Consider the following 22,911-nt stretch of genomic DNA (forward strand, 5'->3'; position numbering starts at 1 on the left):
CTTGCAGTCAGCTCCCCTCCAGTTCGGTATTGCCCCTGGTGCGCATTGGCGGGCGCACGCGGGATTCCGCGGAGCTGGGGGCTTCTCAACGCAGACGAAATCTTTCTGGCCACATTGTGCCGCTGACGCAATTCAAGCGCGGAATTAGCGACAAGCTGCGACAACGCTGTGCGCAGGCGACAGTAATTCTGGTTGATGATGTGGCCACTACTGGTGCCACTGCAGCGGAAACCGAGTTGGTGGCAGCGTCATTGGGGATTCGCATCGACATGGTGTTGGTGCTCGCCCGGGCGTAGACGCAGGGGTGTCGTCGGCAAGCGAAAAATAAACGAGGGGAACGTGGCATTGGTTACCCCCGGAACTGTATCCTGGGGGTGCAGAAAGACTCGTCACCGTAGACGCCGTGAGTAATCCCGCTCACGGAAGGGCGGTGGCCATACCGGGAGGTAGGTAGCAAGTGTCCACACCTGCTGACAACAACGAGGTACTCAGCCCGAACGCTCAGGTGACCATCACCGGGCGCAATGTTGAGGTTCCAGAGCACTTCGCAGATCGTGTTAAGGCGAAGCTGGCGAAGATTGAGCGCCTCGACCCGACTTTGACCTTCTTCCACGTGGAGCTCCAGCACGAGCCGAATCCGCGCCGTGCAGACCGCTCTGACCGTATTCAGATCACCGCTACTGGCAAGGGTCACCTGGCTCGTGCGGAAGCCAAGGAAGATAGCTTCTACGCTGCACTGGAGTCTGCTCTGGGCAAGATGGAGCGCTCCCTGCGTAAGGTGAAGGCTCGCCGCAAGATTAGCCGTTCTGGCCACCGTGCACCGATGTCCGTCGGCGAGGCAACTGCTTCGCTGGTTGCAGAGGCTGAGGCAGCGGCTCCGGAAAAGGCTGATCCGTACGAGGATCTGGTCGAGGACGTGACCCCGGGTCAGGTTGTGCGTACCAAGCAGCACTCCGCAACTCCGATGACGGTGGAAGATGCTTTGTCTGAGATGGAGCTCGTCGGTCACGACTTCTACCTCTTCGTTAACGAGGCAACCTCTCGTCCGTCCGTGGTCTACCGTCGTCACGCATACGACTACGGTCTGATTGAGCTGGCAGACGAAGACGAGAAGTAAGTCTTCACCAAAAAGAGCACGCAATACCGCGCAGAGCTGTGTATTGGTAAGTAATTGCTCACATGAGCCCGTCTTCTCTTAGAAGGGAAGGCGGGTTCGTCGTATAATCAACCGTTGCACATTAAAGTTCGACGTGAATCGGCCGGAAAGGTCCCAATTTAGTGTTTTCGCTCAGCAAGTTGCTCCGCATTGGTGAAGGCCGCGCTGTCAAGAGGCTTGGCAATATTGCAGATCAGGTCATCGCCAAGGAAGACGAGTACGCAGCTCTTTCAGACGATGAACTCCGTGCCAAGACCGAGGAGTTTAAGAAGCAGCTGGCTGACGGTGCCGATGTAGACGATTTGCTTCTGGATGCTTTCGCCACGGCGCGCGAGGCATCCTGGCGCGTGCTGGGGCAGAAGCACTACCGCGTCCAGGTTATGGGCGGTGCGGCACTGCACTTCGGCAACGTTGCCGAGATGGGTACTGGTGAAGGTAAGACCCTGACCTGTGTGCTGCCCGCATACCTCAATGCGTTGGCAGGCAAGGGTGTTCATGTCGTTACGGTTAATGACTACCTGGCTAAGCGTGACGCGGAGTGGATGGGTCGAGTCCACCGCTTCCTGGGGCTTGAGACTTCCGTGATTCTCTCTGAGCTCAGTCCGGACCAGCGCCGCAAGGCCTATGCTGCCGACATCACCTACGGCACGAACAACGAGTTCGGCTTTGACTACCTGCGCGATAACATGGCGCATTCGCTCGACGATTTGGTGCAGCGTGGGCACCACTTCGCCATCGTCGATGAGGTTGACTCGATTCTGATTGACGAGGCCCGTACCCCGTTAATCATTTCCGGTCCGGCAGATGGCGATCCGCACTGGTACCTGGCGTTCTCCAAGATTGTGCCGCGTATGAAGCGCGACATTCACTACGAAGTCGATGAGCGTAAGCGCACCATCGGTATTCGTGAAGAGGGCGTTGAATTCGTTGAGGATCAGCTGGGTATTGCCAACCTGTATGCTCCGGAAAACTCCTCGCTGGTCAGCTACCTGAACAATGCCCTGAAGGCCAAGGAGCTGTTCACCCGCGACAAGGATTACATTATCCGCAATGGTGAGATCCTCATTGTCGATGAGTTCACCGGTCGCGTGCTGGCAGGCCGTCGCTATAACGAGGGCATGCACCAGGCAATTGAGGCCAAGGAAGGGGTGGAGATTAAAAACGAGAACCAGACGCTGGCAACCGTTACGCTCCAGAACTACTTCCGCCTCTACGACAAGCTGTCCGGTATGACCGGTACGGCTGAGACCGAAGCGGCTGAGCTGCACCAGATTTACAAGCTGAATGTCATGTCGATTCCGCCGAATCGCCCGAAGCAGCGTGAGGATCTGCCCGACCTGATTTACAAAACGCAGGAGGCAAAGTTTGCCGCTGTTGTCGAGGACATCCGCGAATGCCATGAAAAGGGCCAGCCAGTTCTCGTTGGTACGACGTCAGTTGAGAAATCCGAGTACCTTTCCAAGCTCCTGCAGCGCGAAGGTATTCCTCACTCTGTGCTGAACGCTAAGCACCACGAGAAGGAAGCTGAGATTGTCGCAGTGGCGGGTCGTCTCGGAGGCGTTACCGTGGCAACTAACATGGCCGGTCGTGGTACTGACATTGTGCTGGGCGGTAACCCGGACATCATCGCTGACCTGAATCTGCGCTCTCGTGGTCTGGACCCGGTGGAAACTCCGGAAGAGTACGAAGAGGCGTGGGACGCTGAGATTGAGCGTGTTCGTCAGCAGTCGAAGGAAGAAGCTGACAAGGTACGTGAGGCCGGTGGCCTCTACGTCCTGGGTACTGAGCGTCATGAGTCACGCCGCATTGACAACCAGTTGCGTGGTCGTACCGGTCGTCAGGGTGACCCGGGCGTTACCCGCTTCTACCTGTCCATGCGCGATGATCTCATGGTTCGCTTCAACGGTCAGCGCATGGAAGCGCTGATGAACACTCTGAATGTTCCGGATGACGTTCCTATCGACTCCAAGGTTGTCTCCAACTCCATTAAGAGCGTCCAGGCTCAGGTGGAAAGCCAGAACTTCGAAATCCGTAAGAATGTTCTGAAGTATGACGAGGTTATGAACCAGCAGCGTAAGGTCATCTACGCTGAGCGCCGTCGCATCCTCGAAGGTGAGGATTTGAAGACTCAGGTCCGTGACATGCAGGACGACGTAGTCGATGCGTATGTCAACGGTGCCACCGCTGACGGTTACGTGGAGGATTGGGACCTCGACGAGCTGTGGAATGCCCTTGAGCAGCTCTATAGCCCGACGTTTACGGCGCAAGAGCTTATTGATGGCTCTGACTTCGGTACCCCGGGTGACCTCTCGGCCGATGAGCTGTCCAAGGCTCTGCACACGGACATCTCGGCCAGCTACGACCAGCTTGAGGATGCGGTCTCCGCAATTGGCGGCGACGACCAGATGCGCAACATCGAGCGCTTCACCATCCTGAACGTCATGGACCAGAAGTGGCGCGAGCACCTCTACGAGATGGACTACCTCAAGGAGGGCATTGGCTTGCGCGCCATGGCCCAGGCTGACCCGCTGGTGGAGTACCAGCGTGAGGGCTACGACATGTTCACCGCGATGATGGACGGCATCAAGGAAGAATCGGTTCGTCAGCTGTTCCTAATCCGTAAGCAGGTTATGCCCGCAGTGGAAAACACTGAGGGACAGGAAAACCAGGCTCCAGCTCTGCCGACGGAAGCTGCTGAGCAAAATCAGCAGATGACCTACTCCGGTCCCAGCGAGGACGGCAGTGCAGAGCAACAGCGCGTGGATCAAGAGTCTGAGGGCAACCGAGCACAGCGTCGGAAGGCGGCTCGCAAGCGCCGTCGCTAAGCACTAAAGCACACGAAACGCGGTCATGGTCCATGGCCGCGTTTTTGCTGTTCCGCGGCGGAACGTGCCAGTGAACGCGCGAACCTTCGGACCGACACGGCAACTACCCAGGAACTCGACCTTTTTGCCGTCCGCGGAAGCGCTGGCGTGGAAGGATTGCAACGCGACACCCTTGAGGCTGGTGTTCTTCGACAGCGTGAGTATCGCAGCGTGAATAATCGGGTCGATATTGATGCGACGTAGATCGTTGACTCGCCTGCGACCCGCGATGATGTCGAAGACGCGGCGAGTAATCGTGCCAAGCTCCTGTCTCAGATTCTGTTCACAGTGCTGGACGACGTGCGGTGTTTGCGGCGTCTTTTTTGCAGCAGGAGCGGCCGCGACGGGCGGTAATGCCGTTATGACAGCGGCTCCGGTGGCAGCCGAGCATCCGCTGTAGGTCGGTGCCACTTTTGCGGTTTGAGAGGCGGCGGCATTAGCTGACTGGCCGAGTTGAATTGTGTGGAGAAGCGAAAAGCCCGTTGCCGGTTCAATGGATTCCCTGCCACTGGAGCGGTGCTCAGCGGCGTGCGACAGCGCGTAAGGCATCGGTGTCTGAGATTTTGGTACGTGAGACGTTGGTGCCATGGATTAATCCCCCTAAAACGCTCCATTGGCAAGTTCCCCCTTGCTGAAGACCATTGTCCTACAAGTGCTTTAAGTGTGCAGCTTGTGAAGGGGAATTCACGGCCGGCGTGGGGGGGGGATTGGGGAGAAGGCGCAGTCGCGAAATGGGCTGAGTGTTTCGCTGTTAATGGTCCTATCGGTTTCCGTCAAGGCCGTTCTGGTCGCCTACAATTGGGCGTAACGAACAGCCAATTAACACGCTGAACTGGAAAAAAGGCAAACGTGCAGGTCATGCGATAAACTACAGGCCATGCGCGGAATGATTATCGATTACTGTGGTGTCCTTGACGGCACGGATGAAGACCAGGCACGTTGGCGTAATTTGCTGGTAGAGGCGCGTGCAAATGGTGTTGGCCTGGCAGTCCTGTCGAATGACCCAGGTGGCCCATCGGCGGATCCGATTCGCAAGCTCGAAGATGAGGGCCTGGTAGACGCAGTTGTGCTCTCTGGTGAAATTGGCCATGAGAAGCCTTCGGCAGAGGCTTTTAATGCAGCCGCTGCGGCTATTGAACTGCCGGCACGGGACTGCGTGCTGGTAGATGATTCGATTGAGAACATCCATGCGGCCGTCTCTAACGGCATGGTGGGAGTCTTCTATCAGCAGTTCGACCGCGCAGTGGTCGAGATTGCCGGTCTACTGGGTCTCGAGGGCGAGTTCTAATGCGCGTCTATATCCCAGCGACTTTCTCCATGCTTGAGGCGCTGAAGGAGGATGAGCTCTTCCACGCCCGCGGTGGTTGGGGCTTTGCTGTCACTGAATCGCTGCGCGATTTCTTTACTGAGGGCGATGATGAGGAACTGGCAGACGTAGCCTTTGATGAGGCTGCGCGTGCGTCGCTCCGTCTGCTCGATGCCGCAGAAGAGAAGTTCCCGCACCGTCGAGTGGTCATTTCCGTTGATGTGGAGGCGGAGCCGCAGTCGGATATGGGAGATGCCGTGGTTAAGGTCGGCGGCCCAATTTCGCTTGCCGACGTTGCAGCGCTCCACATTGATGTGAAAGAGGCGGAAAACAAGGTTGAGGCTGCGATTGATGCCGTCGATAAGGCGGATCTCGGTGACGAGGATGCGGAGCTCACTGTCGGCGATGCGCTGGAGATCCCGCTGGCGTGGTACGACGTAGCTGAGCTCGGCATGGTGGTCGACTTCCTGTAGTAGCGCGTGCTTGGCGTTGATGAAGGGGACTGGGTTTAGGAACCCAGCCCCTTTTTTGTATGGCACAAGTGTTTTCGGCGGGGGTATAAAAGGCGGGATTGTTTTGTGTAGATAAGCTCCATGTCAAAGGGGGTGTTTCGCACGAGGGTGGGGGTAATGACAATTTCGCTATTTGTGTCAAAATCATTTGTTTCTCTTGACCAATAACTTACCGCTCCGTAGTCTACGTCTAAGTAACCTACGGACACGTAATAATGAATCGGGTGGGGCATGCCTACTGATGAACAGCGTTATTACTTGTTCGCCCGTGACAGTCAGGAGGGCCAAAAATGGGGCTTAAGACCAAAGTTTCCCGGGTATTCAAGCATTTATCCACGCCACTTTTGCCCGATGATTACACGCATTTGCTAAATCCGCTGTGGTCAAGTCGCGAGCTGCGCGGTCAGATTGAGGCCATTAATCCCACATCTCCTACTTCAGCAGAGTTGATAATCCGTCCGGGTTGGGGGATGCCAACAGACTTCAAGCCAGGCCAGTTCATCGGACTTGGCGTAGAGGTCAAGGGGAAATACCTGTGGCGTTCCTACTCGCTGACAAATGCGCCGCGGCCTCATGACGGGCTGCTGACTATCAACATCCGTGCGCTCAACGACGGCTACGTGTCCCAACACCTCGTCGCCAATGTCAAGCCGGGTACTGTCGTCCGCCTGGCTGCCCCGGCTGGGGATTTCCATCTTCCGGAGCCGCTCCCAGCCCGCATTGCGTTTGTTACCGCAGGCTCCGGCGTCACTCCGGTGATTTCGATGCTGCGTGATCTTTCAGCTCGCAATGCCTCGGTGGAAGTCGAGCACATTCACTCCTACCGCGGCGAGGCAGAAGCTGTGTTTGTCAACGAACTTCGCGAGCTGGAACAGCGCAGCGCTACTAGCGCGTTGAAGTATCACCTGCATGCCCGGAATACCGAGACGCAGCCGCGGATTGACGCTGCGGCGGTTACCGACATCATTGCTGACTTTGGAGCGCTGGCATCGTCGGCAAGCGCCTATTCCTGTGGTCCGGTTGAACTGTTGAAGAACCTTGAGTCGGAGTTTCCCGGGCTGCGGACGGAACGTTTCACCGTTGACCGCTCGGCGGCGGGGGAGGTCGGCGGCACGGTGAGTTTCGGCAGCCGAGGCGATATCGACGTAGACGGTGCAACGACCATCCTGGAGGCGGCCGAGAGCGTCGGGGTTGACCTGCCGTACGGCTGTCGGATGGGAATTTGTGCGACGTGCGTGCAGCAACTCTCCGACGGCGCAGCGCGGGACATCCGCACCGGGGCGACGTTTGTGGCGGGCGAGCGGGTCCGAACGTGCGTCTGTGCGCCGGCGGGGCACGCGCGTATCGAACTGTAAGTTCGCCCCACATCTATCTCAACCTGCATTAACCAGGAGAAACTACCTAAAGGAGTTGGGACCCTTCCCATGGCAATTTCCGATATCGCATCGTATGCGCACTTGAGCGAAGAAGACGTCGCAGAGATTGGGCGTCGGTTTGCGGAAATCGAAAAGCAACACCGCGATTCGCTGGGACAGAAGGATGCTCGCTACATCCGCACGCTCATCCGCATTCAGCGCACCCTTGAGGTGACTGGTCGAGGCCTGCTGATGGTGCCGACCGCCGGCATGGCCCTGAACAAATTGGGGATGCTGCCGAAGTCGTGGAAGAACACCGCGCACTGGGGTTTCAAATGGGCGGGCGTCTCAGCGCTGGGGTTGGCAAAGATTTTGGAAAACCTCGAAATCGGACACAACACCATGCACGGTCAGTGGGACTGGATGAATGACCCCGAGATTCACTCGGCCACCTGGGAGTGGGACAATTCCTGCCCATCCAGCGGGTGGAAGCACTCCCACAACTTTGTCCACCACAAGTACACCAACGTGCTCGGTATGGACAACGATGTGGGATATGGCATTCTCCGGGTGACTCGTGACCGCCGTTGGAAGCCATCGACGCTGCTGCAGCCGGTGACAAACGTGGTGTTGGCCAGCCTTTTCCAATGGGCAGTGGCCTTCTATGACGTCGAGCTCGGGCGCGTGTTCGCCGGCAAGAAATCCTGGGATGAGGCCCGACCGCAGCTCATGGAGGTGCTCAACAAGTCGGGGCGCCAGGTGCTCAAGGACTACGTTCTCTTCCCGGCGATGGCGGGTCCGCGTTACCGTGAGGTGGCCTTTGCGAACATGATGGCCAACCTCGCCCGTAATCTTTGGGCCTACGCGGTCATCTTCTGCGGACACTTTCCGGATGATGCCGAGACTTTCACCAAGGAGCAGTACAACACCGAGGACAAGAGTGAGTGGTATTTGCGCCAAATGCTGGGCTCGGCGAACTTCCACGGTGGGCTGGCGCTGTCGGTGCTCTCAGGAAATCTGAATTACCAGATTGAGCACCACCTGTTCCCGGACATGCCGTCCAACAGGCTCGCGCAGATTTCGAAGCAGGTTCAGCAGATCTGCCGGGAATACGACCTGCCATACAACACGGGGTCGTTCCCGAAGCAGTTCTTCCAGGTCCAGCGCACGCTGCTGAAGTTGTCGCTGCCGGATCGTTTCTTAGTCGCTGACCCGGACAACGCCCCAGAGGTACGTTCGGAGGCGGCGTTCAAGAAGTATCCGCAGGTTGAAGCGGAGCTCCAGTCCAGTTCCCCGCAACGCAAGGGCTTAGCGACGGGCCTGCGAATGCTCCGCCGTCTTCGCCCAGGTGTCCGGGAAATTGTCCGGGCCTACACCGGTCGCTCGACGCACACTGCTGCGCGCGGTTAGCCCTCGGCCCGCTTGCGAACCGCAGCCGCGACTGCTGGTTCGCGGTTCCATGGCATTGATTGCTTGTGGGGGAGCCGTAGCCAGGCGCGAATCATGGTCACGGTCAGCGTCGCAGTTGCACCAGCGAGGAAGAGTGCTAAGTAAGCCGAGGAATTCTGGCCGGTGAACTCCACGGTCACGATCAGTGCGAAAAGTGGTGCTGCCATGGACGCCGACAGGAAGGCCGCCGCGCCGAGAATCGCAAAGTCGCTCAGCGGAACTGAGGGCATCAATGGCTGTACGAAGCAGCCGACGATGAAACCGCTGAGCGCGCCAAGGGCAAAGCCGGGAGTCAAGAGACCACCGACGGCACCAGAACGGAAAGTAACGAGAACCGCGACAGCTTTCGCAATCAGCAGGATGACTGCAAAACCCAGCAGCGGGCGGTCCATGAGAACTGTGGTCGCAGCGATACGGCCATTGCCCAACACTTCTGGAACCCACAGTGAAATCACACCAACCAGCGTAAATGCGAGGGGGATGGCCCAGGCAGAGTGCCAGCCAGTCGGTGCTGTGTCCGACATTCGAGAGCTGAGAATGCGAAATGCGTAGCCAATGGCACCGCAGATAACACCGATGAGCAGTGCTGCCCCGAGGTTGCCCCAGCCGTCTGAGAGATTAATTGGGCTGTAGAGCGGGCTACTGCCGACCACGATGCCCGACGTCACCGTGGCGATGGCTGAACACGCCAGCACCACCATCACCGCGGTAATGCTCAGTGAGCCCAGCAGAATCTCCAACGAGAAAACCGCTCCAGCCAACGGGATGTGATAAATCGCCCCCAGGCCGGCACCGGCTGCTGCTGCGACCAGAATACGGCGGTGTAGCGGATCGATGCGCAGTCGATGCGACATCTGTGAAGCCACCATCGCACCGAGCTCACGCGGGGCATTCTCGCGTCCCATGGATGCACCTGCAGCGACGGTCGCCATCTGCAAAAACACATTGACAAGAGTTGACCACACCGGCATGAGTCGACCGTTCATGCCTGCCTCAACGCTCTCAATGGGCGTGGCCTTTGTGCGCAGCGCTGCCCACACCGGTCCTGCAATCAGTCCCGCCAACACAATTCCGACAAAGCGCTGGAGGCCAGTGGTGCCATCGGTCACGACGGCTACGTCGCCCTCATGTTGTCCGTAAACTGCGTACTCGATGCCGTGCATTATTAGTGCGAGGCCGGCTGCGCCGAGTCCTGTCGCAAGACCCACGATAAGCGTGTAGATACACAGCCGAATCCAACTGCCGGGAGCAGGGTAGAGTCCGGAGCCCGCTTTGTCCGACTCAGCACCAGCCGAAGCTTCAGTGGGCGTCTCCACAGAATCGGTGTGGCTAGTCTCTTTCAATGTCCAGCTCCCAATCCTCGTTGTCGCTGATTGCACTCAACAGGCGACGCACAGCCATCGCTCGGCGGTGCTGAACTCCCTCCAGCTTGTCGAGGGCACACTCTGGATCCGCGGGCGGTCCCAAATGGGTGCAACCACGTGGGCATTCATCTGTCGCTGCCTGGATATCTGGAAACGCCGCCAGCAGCGTCTCCGGTGTCACATGGGCTAGACCAAAGGAACGAATGCCCGGGGTGTCAATGATCCACGACGTCGCGCTGTCTTCGCTTTCCGACGGCAGCATCAGCGCCACCGACTGTGTGGAGGTATGGCGGCCCTTACCCACACCGCTGACTTCGCCGGTCTCACGGTTGGCTTCAGGAACAATCCGGTTGACAAGGGTTGATTTCCCCACACCGGAATGCCCAACCAAAGCTGTCACTCGTCCGGGGACATCGATGAGCTCTGACAAGGGAGCCAAGTCATCATTAATACCGCAGACAACGACATCCACTCCGAGTGCCGAGAACTCCCCGGCAAATTCCTTTGGGTCGGCCAGATCGGATTTAGTCAGACAGAGCACGGGGCGGACACCGCCGGCGTAGGCCGCGACCAGCGCGCGTTCGACAAAACCGGTGCGAGGTTCAGGATCGGCGACTGCGCACACAATGAGCAGCAGGCTGGCATTGGCCACGACGATGCGCTCATACGGGTCATTGTCATCGGCGGTGCGACGCAAAACCGTGCTGCGTTCTGCCAGCTTGACGATGCGGGCCAGTGTGCCCTCACGGCCGCTGACATCGCCTACGACACCGACACGGTCACCGACAACGATATTGGTGCGGCCGAGCTCGCGGGCACGCATGCATGTCACTGCAACATCAGGGTTGTTATCGAGGACTACACCCCAACGACCACGATCCTTGGTCACCACCATGCCCCAGTGGGCATCGGCGTGGCGGGGGCGATCCTTCGTCCGTGGTCGCGACCCTTTACCGGGGCGGATGCGTACATCGGACTCGTCCCATTGCCGTCCACGCCTGCGTGCCGCCACTGTTATTTCCCTGCCTCGGTTCCGTTGTCCACACCATCAAGTCGAGCTTCGACTGACTTTTCCAACGAACTAGGGCTGGGGGAGGCCAGTCCGAGCATCTCCAGCCAGCGCAGGTCGAATCCAGGCATGGTCTTAGCAGTGGTACCGATATTTTCGACTTCCACGCCCTCCGTGCGCAGGCCAACAATGGCACCAGCGGTGGCCATTCGATGGTCGGCGTAGCTGTGCCAGAGGCCACCGTGGAGCGGAACGGGGTCGATCGCAATGCCGTCGTCAAGCTCGGTGGCGCGACCGCCGAGACGGTTGATTTCCGTGGTGAGCGCGGCGAGACGGTTGGTCTCGTGACCGCGCAGGTGTGCGATACCCGTCAGCTCGGTGCGGGTAGTGGCCAAGGCGGCGATGGCCGCGACGGTGGGGGTCAGCTCGCCAATCTCGGACATGTCCAGCGTGATTCCGCGCAGCTCGGACGGCTTTGGGCCCACGACGGTGAGGCTGGTGCGGCCACTCTCGTGACGGTTGAACGTCACGGTAGCGCCCATAGCGGTGAGGATCTCGCGGATGCGGTCGCCCGGCTGCGTGGTGTGCTCTGGCCAGTCGGGCACGGTGACGCTGCCACCAGTGACAGCCGCAGCGGCCAGGAAGGCGGCGGCGTTGGACAGATCAGGCTCGACCTGCCAAGTACGACCCATCATTTCGGTCGGGTGAATGGTGAACGTTGTGCGTGGTCCCTCAGGTGTGTCGGCCGTGGTCTCCTCGACCTGCACACCGGCCTCGCGAAGCATGTCCAGGGTCATGTCAATGTGCGGGCGGGAAGGAATCTCACCGGTCGGGCGAAGTACCAGGCCACGGCCGTAGCGCGGTGCTGACAGCAACAGGCCAGAGACGAACTGGCTCGAAGCCGAAGCGTCAATTTCCACTTCGCCGCCGATGTCCGGCAGATCCTGCTCCTGGACCGAGTCACCGAGGCGGTTGCCCTGATTCGGACCCTGCGGATTGACCGTGAAGGGAAGCCCATTGCCCGCGATGTTCACACCGAGGCTGCGCAGGGCATCCAGCACGGCCGACATCGGGCGAGCCTTGGCTTCTACGTCGCCTTCGAAGAACACCGACCCCTGCGCAAGAGCTGCGATAGGTGGCACGAAGCGCATAACCGTACCTGCGAGACCACATTCCACGACACCACCGCGAAGCATGCGTGGAGTGACGCGGAGCGTGTGGTTCGGGGCACCCGAATATGTCGAGTCGGCACTGATGTCAGTTCCCAGAGCCTGCAGTGCGCGAATCATAAGATCGGTATCGCGAGAGCGCAGAGCACCATGGATAACCGATGGTGTCGAAGATATCGCCGCGATGACAAGGGCACGGTTCGTAATCGACTTCGAGCCGGCAATCTGCACCGTGGCACTAAAAGGCTGTCGACCGGCCTCGGCACCGTCGACACTTACAGTAGGGGCGGACCAATTCTGATTTTGGGAACACACACAACCAATTATGGAACACTTTCACTCCATACCTCGACTAGAGGGGGAGTCAACGGCACAATCAGTTGGTATGTGTGGTCGTTTCGTCAATTTCACAGTCGCCGAAGAACTGCTCAGCACCACGGCTGAGATTCCCGGTTTGGCGCCCGTGCGTGCCGACGGCCCGTTGCCCACCTCCCGCTACAACATCGGACCGACCATGCCAATAGTTGCTCTTGCCCGCGAGCACCCCGGCCGCACAGGAACCATTGCTGCCACCGTGCGCTGGGGTTTAATTCCGCAGTGGGCCCGCGAAGTGCCAACAACACCTTTCTTCAATGCTCGTGCGGAAACCTGGCAGTCCAAACCGACTTTCCGGGACAGCCTGCCCTGCGCAATCCCCATGAACGGTTGGTACGAGTGGAAGAATCGCCAGCCCTACTTCGTCAGCTTCAGCGATGACGCACCGCTTTTCACCGTCGCGGGGCTGTGGGCGCGCTGGGGCGATATCGTCTCCGCCACAATTCTCACCACCGACGCCGTGAGACAGCTCGCGGATCTTCATCATCGTATGCCGCGCGTGCTTGCCGACGACGAAGTCAGTGACTGGTTGGATCTCTCGGCCTGGGCAGCAGACGGAGATGTTGGCATGACCAGCGCAGAAGTGGTGGACAAGCTGACCATCCGACCGGTCAACCGCGCCGTCGGCAATGTTGCGAATGAAGGATCGCACCTGCTGAATGGGCCCGATGGAGCAGCACCCGGCCACAACGAGGAGCTGTTTTAAGGCCGTATCAGCGGGGAGGTTGCAGGAGTAGCCGCAGGGTTAGCGGGCGATGTCGGCGACCGTGGCGTCGCAAAGCGAAACCAGATCAGCGGGTGACAGTTCGATGTCCCACCCGCGGCGACCACCGGAGACGAACACGGTGTCGGCGAGAGTAGCGGTCTCATCAATGACGGTGGGGAGCTTGCGGCGACCGCCAAGCGGGGAGATGCCGCCGGGAACGTAGCCGGTGGCAAGTGACGCGTCATGGGGGTCGGCCATCGTTGCCTTGGAAGCCCCGACAGCCGCGGCGGCGGCCTTGAGGTTGAGCATTCCGGTGGCGGGGACGACGGCGATGGCCAGCCCAGTGCGTTTGCCGGATAGCTCGATAATGAGAGTTTTGAAGATGCGTTCGGGCTCGACTCCGAGATGCTCTAGTAGCCAAGAGGCGGCCTCTTCGCCGAAGTTGTCGCTGCCGTGGGGGAATTGGTGAACGTGGAAGTCGATTCCGGCGTTCTGACAGACGGCGATTGCCGGGGTGGCGGCAGCGGATTTCTTGGCGGACTTCTTCGACATAATTTCCCATCGTTGCACACCAGTGCAGCTACGCGACGAAATGCCTGGTGACGGGGGTCTGGCCGACTCGTGGGTGCGGATGTTTTAGGATAGGTAGCATGTCAGGTGATCAGACAGGAACATCGGCCATCCGGACTGATGAGTCGGATGAGGAGCTTGCGCAGCGCTTTGAGCGTGATGCCATGCCGCTTTTGGATCAGCTCTATGGAGCGGCGCTGCGGATGACACGCAACCCCGCCGATGCCGAAGACCTGGTGCAGGAGACCTATATCAAGGCTTTTCAGGGCTTCCGCTCCTACAAGCCGGGCACGAATCTGAAAGCGTGGCTCTACCGCATTCTGACGAATGCGTACATCAACAGCTACCGCAAGGCGCAGCGACGTCCTGCCGAGTACGCCACCGATGACATCACGGATTCACAGATCGCGGAAACCGCGTCGCACACTTCGATAGGGCTGCGCTCTGCTGAGGTTGAAGCGCTGGAAAAGCTTCCTGATGAGGAAATTCGTGACGCTTTGATGAGCCTCAAAGAGGACTACCGGATGGTGGTCTACTACGCCGATGTCGAGGGATTGCCCTACAAGGAAATCGCCGAAATCATGGGCACGCCCATCGGAACTGTGATGAGTCGGCTCCACCGTGGAAGAAAACAGCTCCGAGACGCGTTGCACAACGTAGCCGTGGAACGTGGATTCTTGAAAGAAGAGAAGGGAGATTCTCCGCGATGAGCCGAGAGTCGAGCCAAGATATGGAGCAGACGCCAGAGCGCGGACACGCCTGTGAAGATGCTTTCTGTCAGGATGCCCACTCGCGCCTACACGCATTTTTGGATGGAGAGTGTGATTCGGAGGAACGCCGCTTTCTCGAGGAACACATTCACAAATGCCCTCAGTGCTTGGAAGAGTTCGGTTCCGAGCAAGCTATACGACGGCTGCTACGCCGGTGTTGCCAGCAACCTGCCCCTGAGGACCTCCGTCAGCGCATTACCACTCGGATTCGCGTGTCCTATACGCGGGTGGAGTATCGCAGGTAGCTGCTGGCGGCTAGGTTAGGTGCGTCATCTTTTGGCGCGTATTCCTTTGATGCTTAATGCGATGTTGCGTAATACGGTAATGCGTAATGCGTAATGGGAAAATCCCAGGTCACGGTGATGTGGCCTGGGATATTTTTGTGGAGCTATTTGTGGAGCTAAGGGGAATCGAACCCCTGACCTTCGCATTGCGAACGCGACGCTCTACCAACTGAGCTATAGCCCCATTGCTTTCGAGCAACCTAGCTGGAGCTGCTGTAAAAGCTCTGGTTTCAGACGTTACTCCGGTGGGGTTTGGGCTCCAAACTCGCTGGTAAGGTTCTGGCGGATGGTTAATCCGGAAAGCGAGGATGCGGTATCGACGAGGCATCGAAAAGGTGTTGAAAGTGACTAGGTTTATGACAAAAAACCGCGGGTGAATTCAATTCATGTGTCATAAACCTAGTCACTTTCAGACCTGCTACCCGTTGAGGTATCCGCTGGAGGCATAAAAAACTCCACCCCGTCCTTCGGTGCAATACCGAGTTGTGCCGGGGTGGAGTGAGATGTCTTAGCCGGTGATGGCTAAGACTGCTGCAACTAAGGGCAACTTAGCTGTTCGGACGCTTGCCGTGGTTAGCCTTGTTCTTACGACGGTCCTTGCGCTTACGGCCACGCTTGCTCATAGCTGGGCTCTCTTTCTATCGGGTTAAACAGGTATCAACCGGTATAGATTACACGGTAAGAGGGTAAGTCTTTTAATTAGACTGCGGTGCTGGTGCGAGTGCGGCGAGTGCGACCGCGGTTGCGACGGCGCTTCAGTGCGCGACGCTCATCCTCGCTCATGCCGCCCCAGACACCTGCATCCTGGCCGGTCTCAAGTGCCCAGGCCAGGCACTGAGCAGTAACGGGGCAACGGTTGCAAACGACCTTGGCCTTAGCAATCTGGGCGAGAGCCGGGCCGGAGTTACCGACCGGGAAGAAAAGCTCCGGATCCTCTTCACGACAAACGGCCTTGTGACGCCAATCCATGACAAACTCCTAAAACATTACGAGCCCCGGGTGAGGGCAGGGTTAAATTTCCTTGCGGGAAGGCAGCTCCGGAAATGGATTTCGTCAGACACGACAAATCGCCGTATCTCAACGAGGGTTGGGGTTCATTCCCGGTTGCCCAGGGGTATTAGGCATCTTGGGAGGGGCTACCTGTTGCATCGCCTATGCGACGTGAAGGGTAGTGGGGACTCACCAAAGAGTTTGCGCCTAAAAAGGCGAGACTTGCATGGTTGCACATCCAGTGAACTGCGTGCCTGTCTCGCTGACGATTTACATGTTTTCACGACTGGAGCGGTTCGTAAAGAGCAAAATGAATAAAAGTGCCAAACCTCACAGAAAAGTGAAGTTTTGGTTAAAACGCCAGGTCAAAACTAGCCCCTTGTGGGGGTGATTTTAGTTTTGGTAATTGCAGTAGTGAGGGTGTATGGCGCGTTTTTGTTGGCTTGTCAGTAAACAGTTACAGCTTAAGCCGGGTTTGCCTCGGTCTTTTGGCTTGTACTGAACAGGCGGCGTGTGCGATCCATGGCCTTTTTGGTCACCACAACGAGCAAGCGCTCGTCCACGGGGCGGGTAGCGACCTTCTTGGTGAACTGGTCCTCGGTGTAATCGTCGGCACGCGCCACAAAATTGATTGCGCCTTGCTTAACGCGGATGTTGAGGGAATCGCGCTGATTGATGTACTCGCCGTCCAATTGGAGACGAAGTGGAGCAGTAGCGGTGAGCTGGATGTGCTGAGCGTTGTCAACGCGTCGTTCGCGGGCTTCTATGTGGAAGGGGGAGCGCAGTCGGGTGAAGAAACCGGCCAAATTGGCTGCGGCGACAAGCCCCGTCACTCCCTTTAAAGAAGTGAAGCCATAAAACCCCAGGCCCCTGCGCAGTGACACAGTGGGGTTGGTGACGATGGGGAGGTCGCCGAGGAATGTCCATGGATTGGAGTTGGACACCACAGCCATTGCGAGATCGCGGCCAAATTCCTTGCCGTCGATAGTTGCGGTGATTTGTGGCGGGCTTTTGCGCAACTCGTTCCATGCGGTGAAAATTGCCGGCAAATAGCGCACGGCTTTGGCGCGGGTGCCGTTATGTCGGAGCTGTTCCATGGTGGAAATGACTTCCGCATCGATGCCGATACCGGCATTGACGACGAAGCATCGCTCTGCTGCATGTCCAACGCTAATAGCGCTGCGGGTTCGGGAGCGCAGCAGGCTTGCGATGTACCACGCGGCATCTACGGGGTCGCGGGGAATACCCAACGCACCCGCCAAGACGTTGGCGCTGCCTGTGGGAATTGTTGCGATGGCAGGCAGGTCAGTGGCAGGCAGTGCGGAGAATGGGTTGGAGTCCATGAGCCCATTGACAATCTCGTTAATGGTTCCGTCGCCGCCGAGGGAAATAATGACGTCGTAATCGCGAACCGTTATTCCCGCCACCATTTCCTCAGCATGGCCGGGGTAAGCGGTGAACATGGATGTTAAGCGGATCCCCTCGACTGAGCGAAGCGCCCGCACAATGCTGGGCATGCGTCGAGCAGAGTTACTGGTCGAATTCGGATTGGAGATTAGCAACGCACGCACAGGCACCAAGAGTAGTGCATGAATAGACTTGTGATGGGTGCATCGGTCGACTTGCCTCCAGGGTGTATTCATCGGTTCGCACCGGGCTAACATGTAGGGCGTGAGTAACCAGAAAAACAGCAGCAATGTGCCCAAATCGCGTACTACCGAACAGCTTGCGGCAGCCGACGGGCCGATGGCCGCGCCTCAGGTTGTCATGGTCGGTGCGTGGATCGGTGTCGCCGAATGTGCCCTCGGTCTGGGCTACGGAGTCTTCCTTCTGATTCGTGATTTGATGGGGTACCGCGACGAGGCCGCGGTCATTTCCGGTTGGGGTACCGCGCTGTGGTTCCTTCTCATTTTCGGCGCTGTTTTCGCTGGTGCGATTATGTTGCTGCGTGGCGCCCGTTGGGGGCGCGGGCCGATTATTATGCTCAACCTCTGCTTGCTGGGGGTGGCCTATTACATGTTCCGCTCGAGCGCTTTTCTGCTGGCTCTGCCGACGGCGGCAGCTTCAATTGCTGCGCTGGCCTGTATGTTTAGTCCGAAGGCGATTGATTGGGCTGCCCGCTCTTTTTAAGCTTCGATGGCGAACGCGTCGACTGACTCACCGCGCTGAACCAGTAGAGTGTCACCGACAACTGCAAGGCGCACGGGCAGTTCCGGCTTGTCCGCATCATTTACATGAGTGGACTTCGCAGCTGCAGGCAACGGGAGTGTGCCGATAATTTCGAGAGTTGAGGCATTCAATACCGCAACTCCGTCAGTGACTGGCATGAAAACATGCTCACCCCATGGAGCTGGGGTTCCTGTGGCCTCAGGAAACTCGAAATCCGGCGCCAGGGTGCTCGGGCGGAAGCCAAGTAATCCACGTGGCGACCACCACGTCATGTGATGGGGGAGATCCGTTGTAAAAGGCGCACGCGGGGCGTCGTCGTCGGAGTTAGCTTCAGCCGGTGCTGGACGCAGAGTAGTCTCACCCAGCGCCAACTCAGTTAGCATCGTGCCGTCCATACGAAAAACGCGGATGCGATTGTCTGCCAGTACCGCTGCCGTGTCCTGGCCAATCGATACCAGCGACATATCTGCAGTTACTGGACCAAGGTCAATATCGCTCTTGACCTCTGGTTTCCGCGATTCCTCCGGATTTGCCACCTGCATGACCAGGCGTCCGTGACCATCGCAGTTGTTGACAACGGCCAGCAGCTCCACGCGTGTGAGCGCACTGATAATCGAACACTCTGGGTGTGGCTGCATCTTCGGTTCCGGGGATGCTGGAATCTTGCCGTACTCGACTACTCGGACCAAGTCAGAACGCCACAGCTCCAGGAATCCAGAGTCGTAGACACCCGCGTATGAATTCGAGCGCACGGCGGCAGGGCTGTCAGCCGCAATCGATTTTCGGGTCGCGACATACTGCCCCGAATCGGGTTTGAGTGCAACGGTCTCACCGCAGCCAGCTGCCCCGCGAAAAGTCGCGAAAACTTGGCCATCACTGCCCGAGAGCGCACACAGCGGAATATCTCGTCGATAGTGCCATCGCTCCGTGCCGTCGTTAAGCGAGATAGCACGCACGCCCCGGTCCTCAGCAACGATGAGGGAGTTGTCCATCACCAGTGGCGCCGGGGAGATGGTGTGCGTGCTTGTGCTTGCCGACGATTCGGTGGACCACACCGGCCGGAGAGTATGTGGCATTGCCTCCGGATCGTTCGCGGCCGGGGCTTGCGCTGTGCTGCTCGTCGGTGCCGTGGATTCAGTGCGATCGACCTTACGAGCCGGAGAAGCGACCCATGTCCAACCGACGACTAGCACTACGGCGATGATGAGAACTACTGATGCGATTCGATTGCGGCGCAGTCGGGTCTCTGCAGTGGTGGGCTCAGCGTTGGCTTGTGGTGACTGCAGCACGGTTGGAATGTCCTGTCGACGAGTGGTCGTGGCGAGAGGTGAGGTGGGGAGTTGGCACGCGCAGCGGCCTAGCTGCGACGATGAGAATTGGAGTGGCCGTCCCGCTTTGAGCTTCGTCCTTGGCCGCGATTGCGATGATGAGACTGTGAGCGGTTGTTTCGCGGGCCTCTTCCGCCACGCCCGCGAGGTGGCCGGGAACCCAATACCGGGCGGGCTGGCCCGACCTTCTCATCGATCCCCTCGGGGATGTCTAGAGCTTCGGCGAGCTCGGGGGAGGTGGAAAACCACGTCGGAATCTCGGCCATGTCCAGGTCGAGAGCATCTGAAATAGCCTTCCACTTTGTGGTTTCATCCCAGCCGACGAGCGTAACGGCGACACCGCTGTGTCCCGCGCGGCCGGTGCGGCCGATGCGGTGGACATAGGTCATTTCGTCATCGGGCACCTGGTGGTTGATGACGTGGGTGACATCGTCGATATCGATACCGCGAGCCGCGACATCGGTTGCGACCAGGACGTCGACGTCGCCATTGCGGAACGCCGTCAGCGAGCGCTCACGTGCAGGCTGGCCCATATCGCCGTGGACGGCGGTGACCAGGAAGCCGCGCTCGCCGAGCTGCTCAGCAACCGAGGCGGCGCCGCGCTTCGTGCGAGCAAAAATGATGGTGCGACCACGATCGTTGGCTTGCAGGATGCGGGCAATGACCGAGACCTTATCCATCTGGTGCGATTGGAAAACAATCTGTTTAGTGGTCTCGTGGACTGTGGCCTCTTCCTCGCCTGATTCGGCGCGGATGTGCACCGGGCGATTCATAAAGGTACGTGCGAGAGTCAGAATTGGGCCCGGCATTGTTGCCGAGAAGAGCATGGTCTGACGTTCATCTGGCACCGCAGCCAGAATCTTCTCGATGTCCGGCAGGAAGCCCAAGTCGAGCATCTCATCGGCCTCGTCGAGAACCAAAATCTTTACGCCTGACAGCTCTAGATTATTGCGCTGGTAAAGATCGATGAGACGGCCGGGAGTACCGACGATGATGTCCACACCGCGGTCTAGCTGTTCAATCTGTTCCTCATAGGGGCGGCCACCGTAAATAGTGCACACACGCAGATTGGTTGAGTGCGCAGCGCGGGCCAAATCCTCGCCGACCTGCACACATAGCTCACGGGTGGGGACGATGATGATTGCGCGGGCAGTGCCATCCGGTTCTGGAATGCGGGCGTCATCAAAGACGCGGTCAATAAGGGGGACACCAAAACCAAGAGTTTTTCCCATGCCAGTACGGGCTTGGCCGATAATGTCCGTGCCGTCGAGTGCCAAGGGCAGCGTCAGTTCCTGGATTGCAAATGTGCGGGTGATTCCTTCGTCGGCGAGTGCGTCGCAGATTTCCGCGGCGACCCCCAATTCGACGAATGTCGGGGACTGGGACTCTGCCACGGCGACTCCTTTGCTGTTTGTAACCTCACGTGACACGACGGCTTAATCGGTCTCTCTAATCCTAGCCGCTTTGGGAATGGTTATGATGTCACCTATGGACATCACTATTGGATTTGCAGACAATACGCGTGAGCTGAACATTGAAAACGTCGCTGGTGGCGAGGAGGTCAAGGCTGCGATCTCCCAGAAGCTGGCTGCTGGCGAAGGTGTGATTGAGCTCAGCGACGGCGCTGGTCAGGAGTACCTGATTAATGCTGACAAGGTCGCCTACGTCCGTACCGGTAATAACGCAGACCGTAAGGTTGGCTTCTTCGCCTAATGACGCAAGAACCCTTTCTCGTACGCATTGCAAGGAGTTGGGGGTGGCGAGCCTATGCCATCCCTGTACTTGTGGTGCTCACAGTCATCATTCTCTTCGACATCTTCACTGCTGAAGATGATTCTTCAGGTTCCGGCACTGGCACTGTCGCCTCGCAGAGTGGCAATGGTCGCCCTGGTCCGGTGCCCGGTGAGGGATACGGTGATGGTTACGAGGGAGGGCAGTTGCCACCCGGTCCGGCCTTTGCCACGGAACCCTCGGGAAATTTTAAAGATGTTACCGTGGCGCATCCCCGTGTTGGGGAGGGGCGCGACAATGCGGTCAGGTATTCCGTGGAAATTGAAGACAACATTGATGTTCCTTCGATTGGTGGCGAGCGCGCCTTTGCAGAGACGGTGAACTCGATTCTGGCCGATCCACGTGGCTGGACAGCTAATCCAGATTTTTCTTTCGAGGCAGTGCCTCGCGACCAGGATCCGACGATTGTCGTGCAGCTTTCCGCGACTGGAACCGCACATCAGCTGTGCGGCAACACCTTGGGAATGGAGACCTCCTGTTACCTGTCTGGGCAGCGGGAAGGTGAGCCTGGGCGCGTGGTCGTCAGTATCGCCCGGTGGGTTCGAGGTGCCCTGCCTTTTGAGGGGGACCTGGGATTGTATCGCCAATACCTTATTAATCACGAGGTTGGTCACGGACTTGGGTACGCGGTTCACGAGCCCTGTCCGAGGGACGGCGGTATCGCGCCAATCATGATGCAGCAGACCCTGAGCGTGTCGAACGATGAACTGCACAAAATCGACAGCAGCGAGGTCTATCAGGTCGATGGTAAGACGTGTTCTGTCAACGGCTGGCCGTACCCATTTGGGGCGGACGACGATACGGCCGCACCGACTCAGAAAGCAAGGTAGTAGCAGATTATGATCGCCACTCCTCCCGACCGTGTTTTAGAGGCCTTTGGTGCCGAGGGCGAGCCGCATCGTGCCGGGCGAGCTTGGGACAATGGCTGGGTCTACGACGATTCCATTGTCCTTTCGCCGGTACATAATTCGGCGCAGGCGCTGTGGTCTGCAAAGGTTCGCAGTGCGCTAGATGTCGATGGCGTCCGAGTGGCGAAATCTGTGCGTACCAGTGACGGCCGCTTGGTTATTGCTGGGTGGCAGGCTCGTCATTTCATCCCGGGGGGATTCGCGCCACGTGCCGATGAAACCATTGTGGCCGCTGGTCGCGTGGAAGAGTCGCTTGCCAGTATTGAACGGCCACAGTTTCTCCTTGATAAGGAGCCCGATTACTTCGTCATGTGTAATCGCGCAGCTTGGGACTCTGACCCAATCGGCATCCTCGAGCAGCTTCTCGACGCGGATAGCGTCCCCCGCGCCGATTGTGCCGAGGCTCTCACGATCTCCGGTGATCTTCTCCAGCTGCGGGCAGAGATGGTTGTGCCAACGGAGCTTCTGCAGGTCTGTCACGCAGACCTCGTCGGCACGCTGCTTTACGACGGCACGGCCGCCCCGGTTCTCACCGATATCGTGCCAGCGTGGCATGTCCGTGGTTGGACAGCTGCCTTGGCGGCAGTGGATTGCCTGTCCATGATGGGGGCTGATGAGGAGCTACTGCGGCGCTTCGATCACCTGCCGGATTTCGGTCAGTTGCTCGTTCGTGCGATGTGTTATCGACTTTTTGTCCACGCTGTTAGTCCAGAATCGCAGCCGGGTGCGTATCGCGGTCTGTTCCGCGCGGCTTCGCTAGTTCGCGCGTTTGTGTCTAAGTAACGCCGGGCAGTATTTACAGGCGTTTTTTGGGCGGGGGTAGTTTTCTCCCTATT

The 22,911-nt window shown here is 58.4% G+C and carries 24 protein-coding genes and 1 tRNA gene; 14 read left to right on the top strand and 11 right to left on the bottom strand.

What is annotated here, in order from left to right; all coding sequences use genetic code 11:
- Positions 1-38: 38 nt before the first annotated feature.
- From CRD18_RS10190 to secA, 3 genes are all read left to right on the top strand, one after another.
- Entirely contained in the window at positions 39-296 is a 258-nt protein-coding gene (locus CRD18_RS10190) for a hypothetical protein (RefSeq protein WP_141737802.1), read from the top strand.
- Positions 297-457: 161 nt separating this feature from the next.
- On the top strand, positions 458-1,117 hold the full coding sequence (gene hpf / locus CRD18_RS10195; protein WP_016422210.1) for a ribosome hibernation-promoting factor, HPF/YfiA family: 660 nt from the start codon (positions 458-460) through the stop codon (positions 1,115-1,117).
- A gap of 161 nt (positions 1,118-1,278) precedes the next feature.
- Positions 1,279-3,981 carry a preprotein translocase subunit SecA gene (gene secA, locus CRD18_RS10200; RefSeq protein WP_070429794.1) on the top strand — a complete coding sequence of 901 codons (2,703 nt, stop codon included), beginning with the start codon at positions 1,279-1,281 and terminating at the stop codon, positions 3,979-3,981.
- 3 nt (positions 3,982-3,984) lie between these two features.
- On the opposite strand, the gene CRD18_RS10205 is transcribed toward secA, so the two are convergent.
- Positions 3,985-4,608, bottom strand: coding sequence for a hypothetical protein (locus CRD18_RS10205; protein ID WP_070429793.1), 624 nt, complete (start codon positions 4,606-4,608; stop codon positions 3,985-3,987).
- 289 nt (positions 4,609-4,897) lie between these two features.
- On the opposite strand from CRD18_RS10205, the gene CRD18_RS10210 reads away from it, so the two are divergent.
- The 4 genes from CRD18_RS10210 (at position 4,898) to CRD18_RS10225 (ending at position 8,603) form a co-directional block, all read left to right on the top strand.
- A complete protein-coding gene (locus CRD18_RS10210; protein WP_038627918.1) occupies positions 4,898-5,308 on the top strand; it encodes an HAD-IA family hydrolase in 411 nt (136 codons plus the stop codon).
- Positions 5,308-5,799, top strand: coding sequence for a hypothetical protein (locus tag CRD18_RS10215; protein WP_070429792.1), 492 nt, complete (start codon positions 5,308-5,310; stop codon positions 5,797-5,799). The genes CRD18_RS10210 and CRD18_RS10215 overlap by 1 nt, the downstream gene beginning before the upstream one ends.
- Before the next feature lie 329 nt (positions 5,800-6,128).
- A complete protein-coding gene (locus CRD18_RS10220; protein WP_049191133.1) occupies positions 6,129-7,193 on the top strand; it encodes a flavin reductase family protein in 1,065 nt (354 codons plus the stop codon).
- 69 nt (positions 7,194-7,262) lie between these two features.
- Positions 7,263-8,603: an acyl-CoA desaturase gene (locus tag CRD18_RS10225; RefSeq protein ID WP_070429791.1), complete on the top strand. Its 1,341-nt coding sequence runs from the start codon at positions 7,263-7,265 to the stop codon at positions 8,601-8,603.
- On the opposite strand, the gene CRD18_RS10230 is transcribed toward CRD18_RS10225, so the two are convergent.
- The 3 genes from CRD18_RS10230 to aroA are packed head-to-tail and all read right to left on the bottom strand — an operon-like array spanning position 8,600 to position 12,499.
- Positions 8,600-9,985 (bottom strand): chloride channel protein, encoded by a 1,386-nt coding sequence (locus CRD18_RS10230; protein ID WP_187406711.1) that lies wholly within the window; start codon positions 9,983-9,985, stop codon positions 8,600-8,602. The two genes, CRD18_RS10225 and CRD18_RS10230, sit on opposite strands and share 4 nt — an antisense overlap.
- On the bottom strand, positions 9,972-11,018 hold the full coding sequence (rsgA, locus tag CRD18_RS10235) for a ribosome small subunit-dependent GTPase A (RefSeq protein ID WP_070429789.1): 1,047 nt from the start codon (positions 11,016-11,018) through the stop codon (positions 9,972-9,974). The genes CRD18_RS10230 and rsgA overlap by 14 nt, the downstream gene beginning before the upstream one ends.
- Before the next feature lie 2 nt (positions 11,019-11,020).
- Positions 11,021-12,499 carry a 3-phosphoshikimate 1-carboxyvinyltransferase gene (gene aroA, locus CRD18_RS10240; protein ID WP_065428883.1) on the bottom strand — a complete coding sequence of 493 codons (1,479 nt, stop codon included), beginning with the start codon at positions 12,497-12,499 and terminating at the stop codon, positions 11,021-11,023.
- A gap of 70 nt (positions 12,500-12,569) precedes the next feature.
- On the opposite strand from aroA, the gene CRD18_RS10245 reads away from it, so the two are divergent.
- The gene (locus tag CRD18_RS10245; RefSeq protein WP_049193311.1) at positions 12,570-13,265 is read left to right on the top strand and encodes an SOS response-associated peptidase; all 696 of its coding nucleotides are present in this window, start codon (positions 12,570-12,572) and stop codon (positions 13,263-13,265) included.
- Positions 13,266-13,304: 39 nt separating this feature from the next.
- Here CRD18_RS10245 and ybaK read toward each other — a convergent pair whose 3' ends face one another.
- Positions 13,305-13,817, bottom strand: a complete 513-nt coding sequence (ybaK, locus tag CRD18_RS10250; RefSeq protein WP_049193314.1) for a Cys-tRNA(Pro) deacylase — start codon at positions 13,815-13,817, stop codon at positions 13,305-13,307.
- Between the two features lie 98 nt (positions 13,818-13,915).
- On the opposite strand from ybaK, the gene CRD18_RS10255 reads away from it, so the two are divergent.
- A complete protein-coding gene (locus CRD18_RS10255; RefSeq protein ID WP_049172829.1) occupies positions 13,916-14,545 on the top strand; it encodes a sigma-70 family RNA polymerase sigma factor in 630 nt (209 codons plus the stop codon).
- A gap of 20 nt (positions 14,546-14,565) precedes the next feature.
- Positions 14,566-14,850: a mycothiol system anti-sigma-R factor gene (rsrA, locus tag CRD18_RS10260; RefSeq protein WP_242458716.1), complete on the top strand. Its 285-nt coding sequence runs from the start codon at positions 14,566-14,568 to the stop codon at positions 14,848-14,850.
- A 150-nt stretch (positions 14,851-15,000) separates the two neighbouring features.
- Here rsrA and CRD18_RS10265 read toward each other — a convergent pair.
- The 4 genes from CRD18_RS10265 to CRD18_RS10275 all read right to left on the bottom strand — a co-directional run bounded on the left by CRD18_RS10265 (position 15,001) and on the right by CRD18_RS10275 (position 17,543).
- Positions 15,001-15,073 (bottom strand) — tRNA-Ala (locus CRD18_RS10265).
- Between the two features lie 364 nt (positions 15,074-15,437).
- Complete coding sequence (locus CRD18_RS11235) at positions 15,438-15,512, bottom strand: 50S ribosomal protein bL37 (protein ID WP_014300525.1); 75 nt, start codon at positions 15,510-15,512, stop codon at positions 15,438-15,440.
- Between the two features lie 76 nt (positions 15,513-15,588).
- On the bottom strand, positions 15,589-15,858 hold the full coding sequence (locus CRD18_RS10270; RefSeq protein ID WP_005511107.1) for a WhiB family transcriptional regulator: 270 nt from the start codon (positions 15,856-15,858) through the stop codon (positions 15,589-15,591).
- Positions 15,859-16,343: 485 nt separating this feature from the next.
- Entirely contained in the window at positions 16,344-17,543 is a 1,200-nt protein-coding gene (locus CRD18_RS10275; RefSeq protein ID WP_242458711.1) for a diacylglycerol kinase family protein, read from the bottom strand.
- Positions 17,544-17,550: 7 nt separating this feature from the next.
- Between CRD18_RS10275 and CRD18_RS10280 the strand changes: the two genes are divergently transcribed.
- Positions 17,551-18,009, top strand: coding sequence for a hypothetical protein (locus CRD18_RS10280; RefSeq protein WP_239393021.1), 459 nt, complete (start codon positions 17,551-17,553; stop codon positions 18,007-18,009).
- Here CRD18_RS10280 and CRD18_RS10285 read toward each other — a convergent pair.
- Both CRD18_RS10285 and CRD18_RS10290 read right to left on the bottom strand, forming a co-directional pair.
- Positions 18,006-19,337 carry a PQQ-binding-like beta-propeller repeat protein gene (locus CRD18_RS10285; RefSeq protein WP_187406714.1) on the bottom strand — a complete coding sequence of 444 codons (1,332 nt, stop codon included), beginning with the start codon at positions 19,335-19,337 and terminating at the stop codon, positions 18,006-18,008. The genes CRD18_RS10280 and CRD18_RS10285 overlap by 4 nt on opposite strands.
- A gap of 68 nt (positions 19,338-19,405) precedes the next feature.
- Positions 19,406-20,770 carry a DEAD/DEAH box helicase gene (locus CRD18_RS10290; protein ID WP_049172835.1) on the bottom strand — a complete coding sequence of 455 codons (1,365 nt, stop codon included), beginning with the start codon at positions 20,768-20,770 and terminating at the stop codon, positions 19,406-19,408.
- Positions 20,771-20,864: 94 nt separating this feature from the next.
- Between CRD18_RS10290 and CRD18_RS10295 the strand changes: the two genes are divergently transcribed.
- The 3 genes from CRD18_RS10295 to CRD18_RS10305 are packed head-to-tail and all read left to right on the top strand — an operon-like array spanning position 20,865 to position 22,858.
- Positions 20,865-21,089 carry a DUF3107 domain-containing protein gene (locus CRD18_RS10295; protein WP_042388469.1) on the top strand — a complete coding sequence of 75 codons (225 nt, stop codon included), beginning with the start codon at positions 20,865-20,867 and terminating at the stop codon, positions 21,087-21,089.
- Positions 21,089-21,997, top strand: coding sequence for a DUF3152 domain-containing protein (locus CRD18_RS10300; protein WP_049172838.1), 909 nt, complete (start codon positions 21,089-21,091; stop codon positions 21,995-21,997). Before CRD18_RS10295 ends, CRD18_RS10300 begins: the two co-directional genes overlap by 1 nt.
- Before the next feature lie 9 nt (positions 21,998-22,006).
- Complete coding sequence (locus tag CRD18_RS10305; protein ID WP_049191104.1) at positions 22,007-22,858, top strand: TIGR02569 family protein; 852 nt, start codon at positions 22,007-22,009, stop codon at positions 22,856-22,858.
- Positions 22,859-22,911 lie beyond the last annotated feature (53 nt).

The organism is Corynebacterium sp. LK31 (genome assembly GCF_014335015.1).
Taxonomy (GTDB): domain Bacteria; phylum Actinomycetota; class Actinomycetes; order Mycobacteriales; family Mycobacteriaceae; genus Corynebacterium; species Corynebacterium jeikeium_D.

What these genes read in the sequence shown, in the direction of transcription:
- CRD18_RS10225 (WP_070429791.1), top strand. Translation starts at nt 7,263, where the DNA reads ATGGCAATTTCCGATATCGCATCGTATGCGCACTTGAGCGAAGAAGAC.
- CRD18_RS10220 (WP_049191133.1), top strand. Translation starts at nt 6,129, where the DNA reads ATGGGGCTTAAGACCAAAGTTTCCCGGGTATTCAAGCATTTATCCACG.
- CRD18_RS10275 (WP_242458711.1), bottom strand. Translation starts at nt 17,543, where the DNA reads ATGTTAGCCCGGTGCGAACCGATGAATACACCCTGGAGGCAAGTCGAC.
- ybaK (WP_049193314.1), bottom strand. Translation starts at nt 13,817, where the DNA reads ATGTCGAAGAAGTCCGCCAAGAAATCCGCTGCCGCCACCCCGGCAATC.
- rsrA (WP_242458716.1), top strand. Translation starts at nt 14,566, where the DNA reads ATGGAGCAGACGCCAGAGCGCGGACACGCCTGTGAAGATGCTTTCTGT.
- CRD18_RS10295 (WP_042388469.1), top strand. Translation starts at nt 20,865, where the DNA reads ATGGACATCACTATTGGATTTGCAGACAATACGCGTGAGCTGAACATT.
- CRD18_RS10270 (WP_005511107.1), bottom strand. Translation starts at nt 15,858, where the DNA reads ATGGATTGGCGTCACAAGGCCGTTTGTCGTGAAGAGGATCCGGAGCTT.
- CRD18_RS10205 (WP_070429793.1), bottom strand. Translation starts at nt 4,608, where the DNA reads ATGGCACCAACGTCTCACGTACCAAAATCTCAGACACCGATGCCTTAC.
- CRD18_RS10305 (WP_049191104.1), top strand. Translation starts at nt 22,007, where the DNA reads ATGATCGCCACTCCTCCCGACCGTGTTTTAGAGGCCTTTGGTGCCGAG.
- CRD18_RS10215 (WP_070429792.1), top strand. Translation starts at nt 5,308, where the DNA reads ATGCGCGTCTATATCCCAGCGACTTTCTCCATGCTTGAGGCGCTGAAG.
- CRD18_RS10300 (WP_049172838.1), top strand. Translation starts at nt 21,089, where the DNA reads ATGACGCAAGAACCCTTTCTCGTACGCATTGCAAGGAGTTGGGGGTGG.
- CRD18_RS10210 (WP_038627918.1), top strand. Translation starts at nt 4,898, where the DNA reads ATGCGCGGAATGATTATCGATTACTGTGGTGTCCTTGACGGCACGGAT.
- CRD18_RS10245 (WP_049193311.1), top strand. Translation starts at nt 12,570, where the DNA reads ATGTGTGGTCGTTTCGTCAATTTCACAGTCGCCGAAGAACTGCTCAGC.
- CRD18_RS10255 (WP_049172829.1), top strand. Translation starts at nt 13,916, where the DNA reads ATGTCAGGTGATCAGACAGGAACATCGGCCATCCGGACTGATGAGTCG.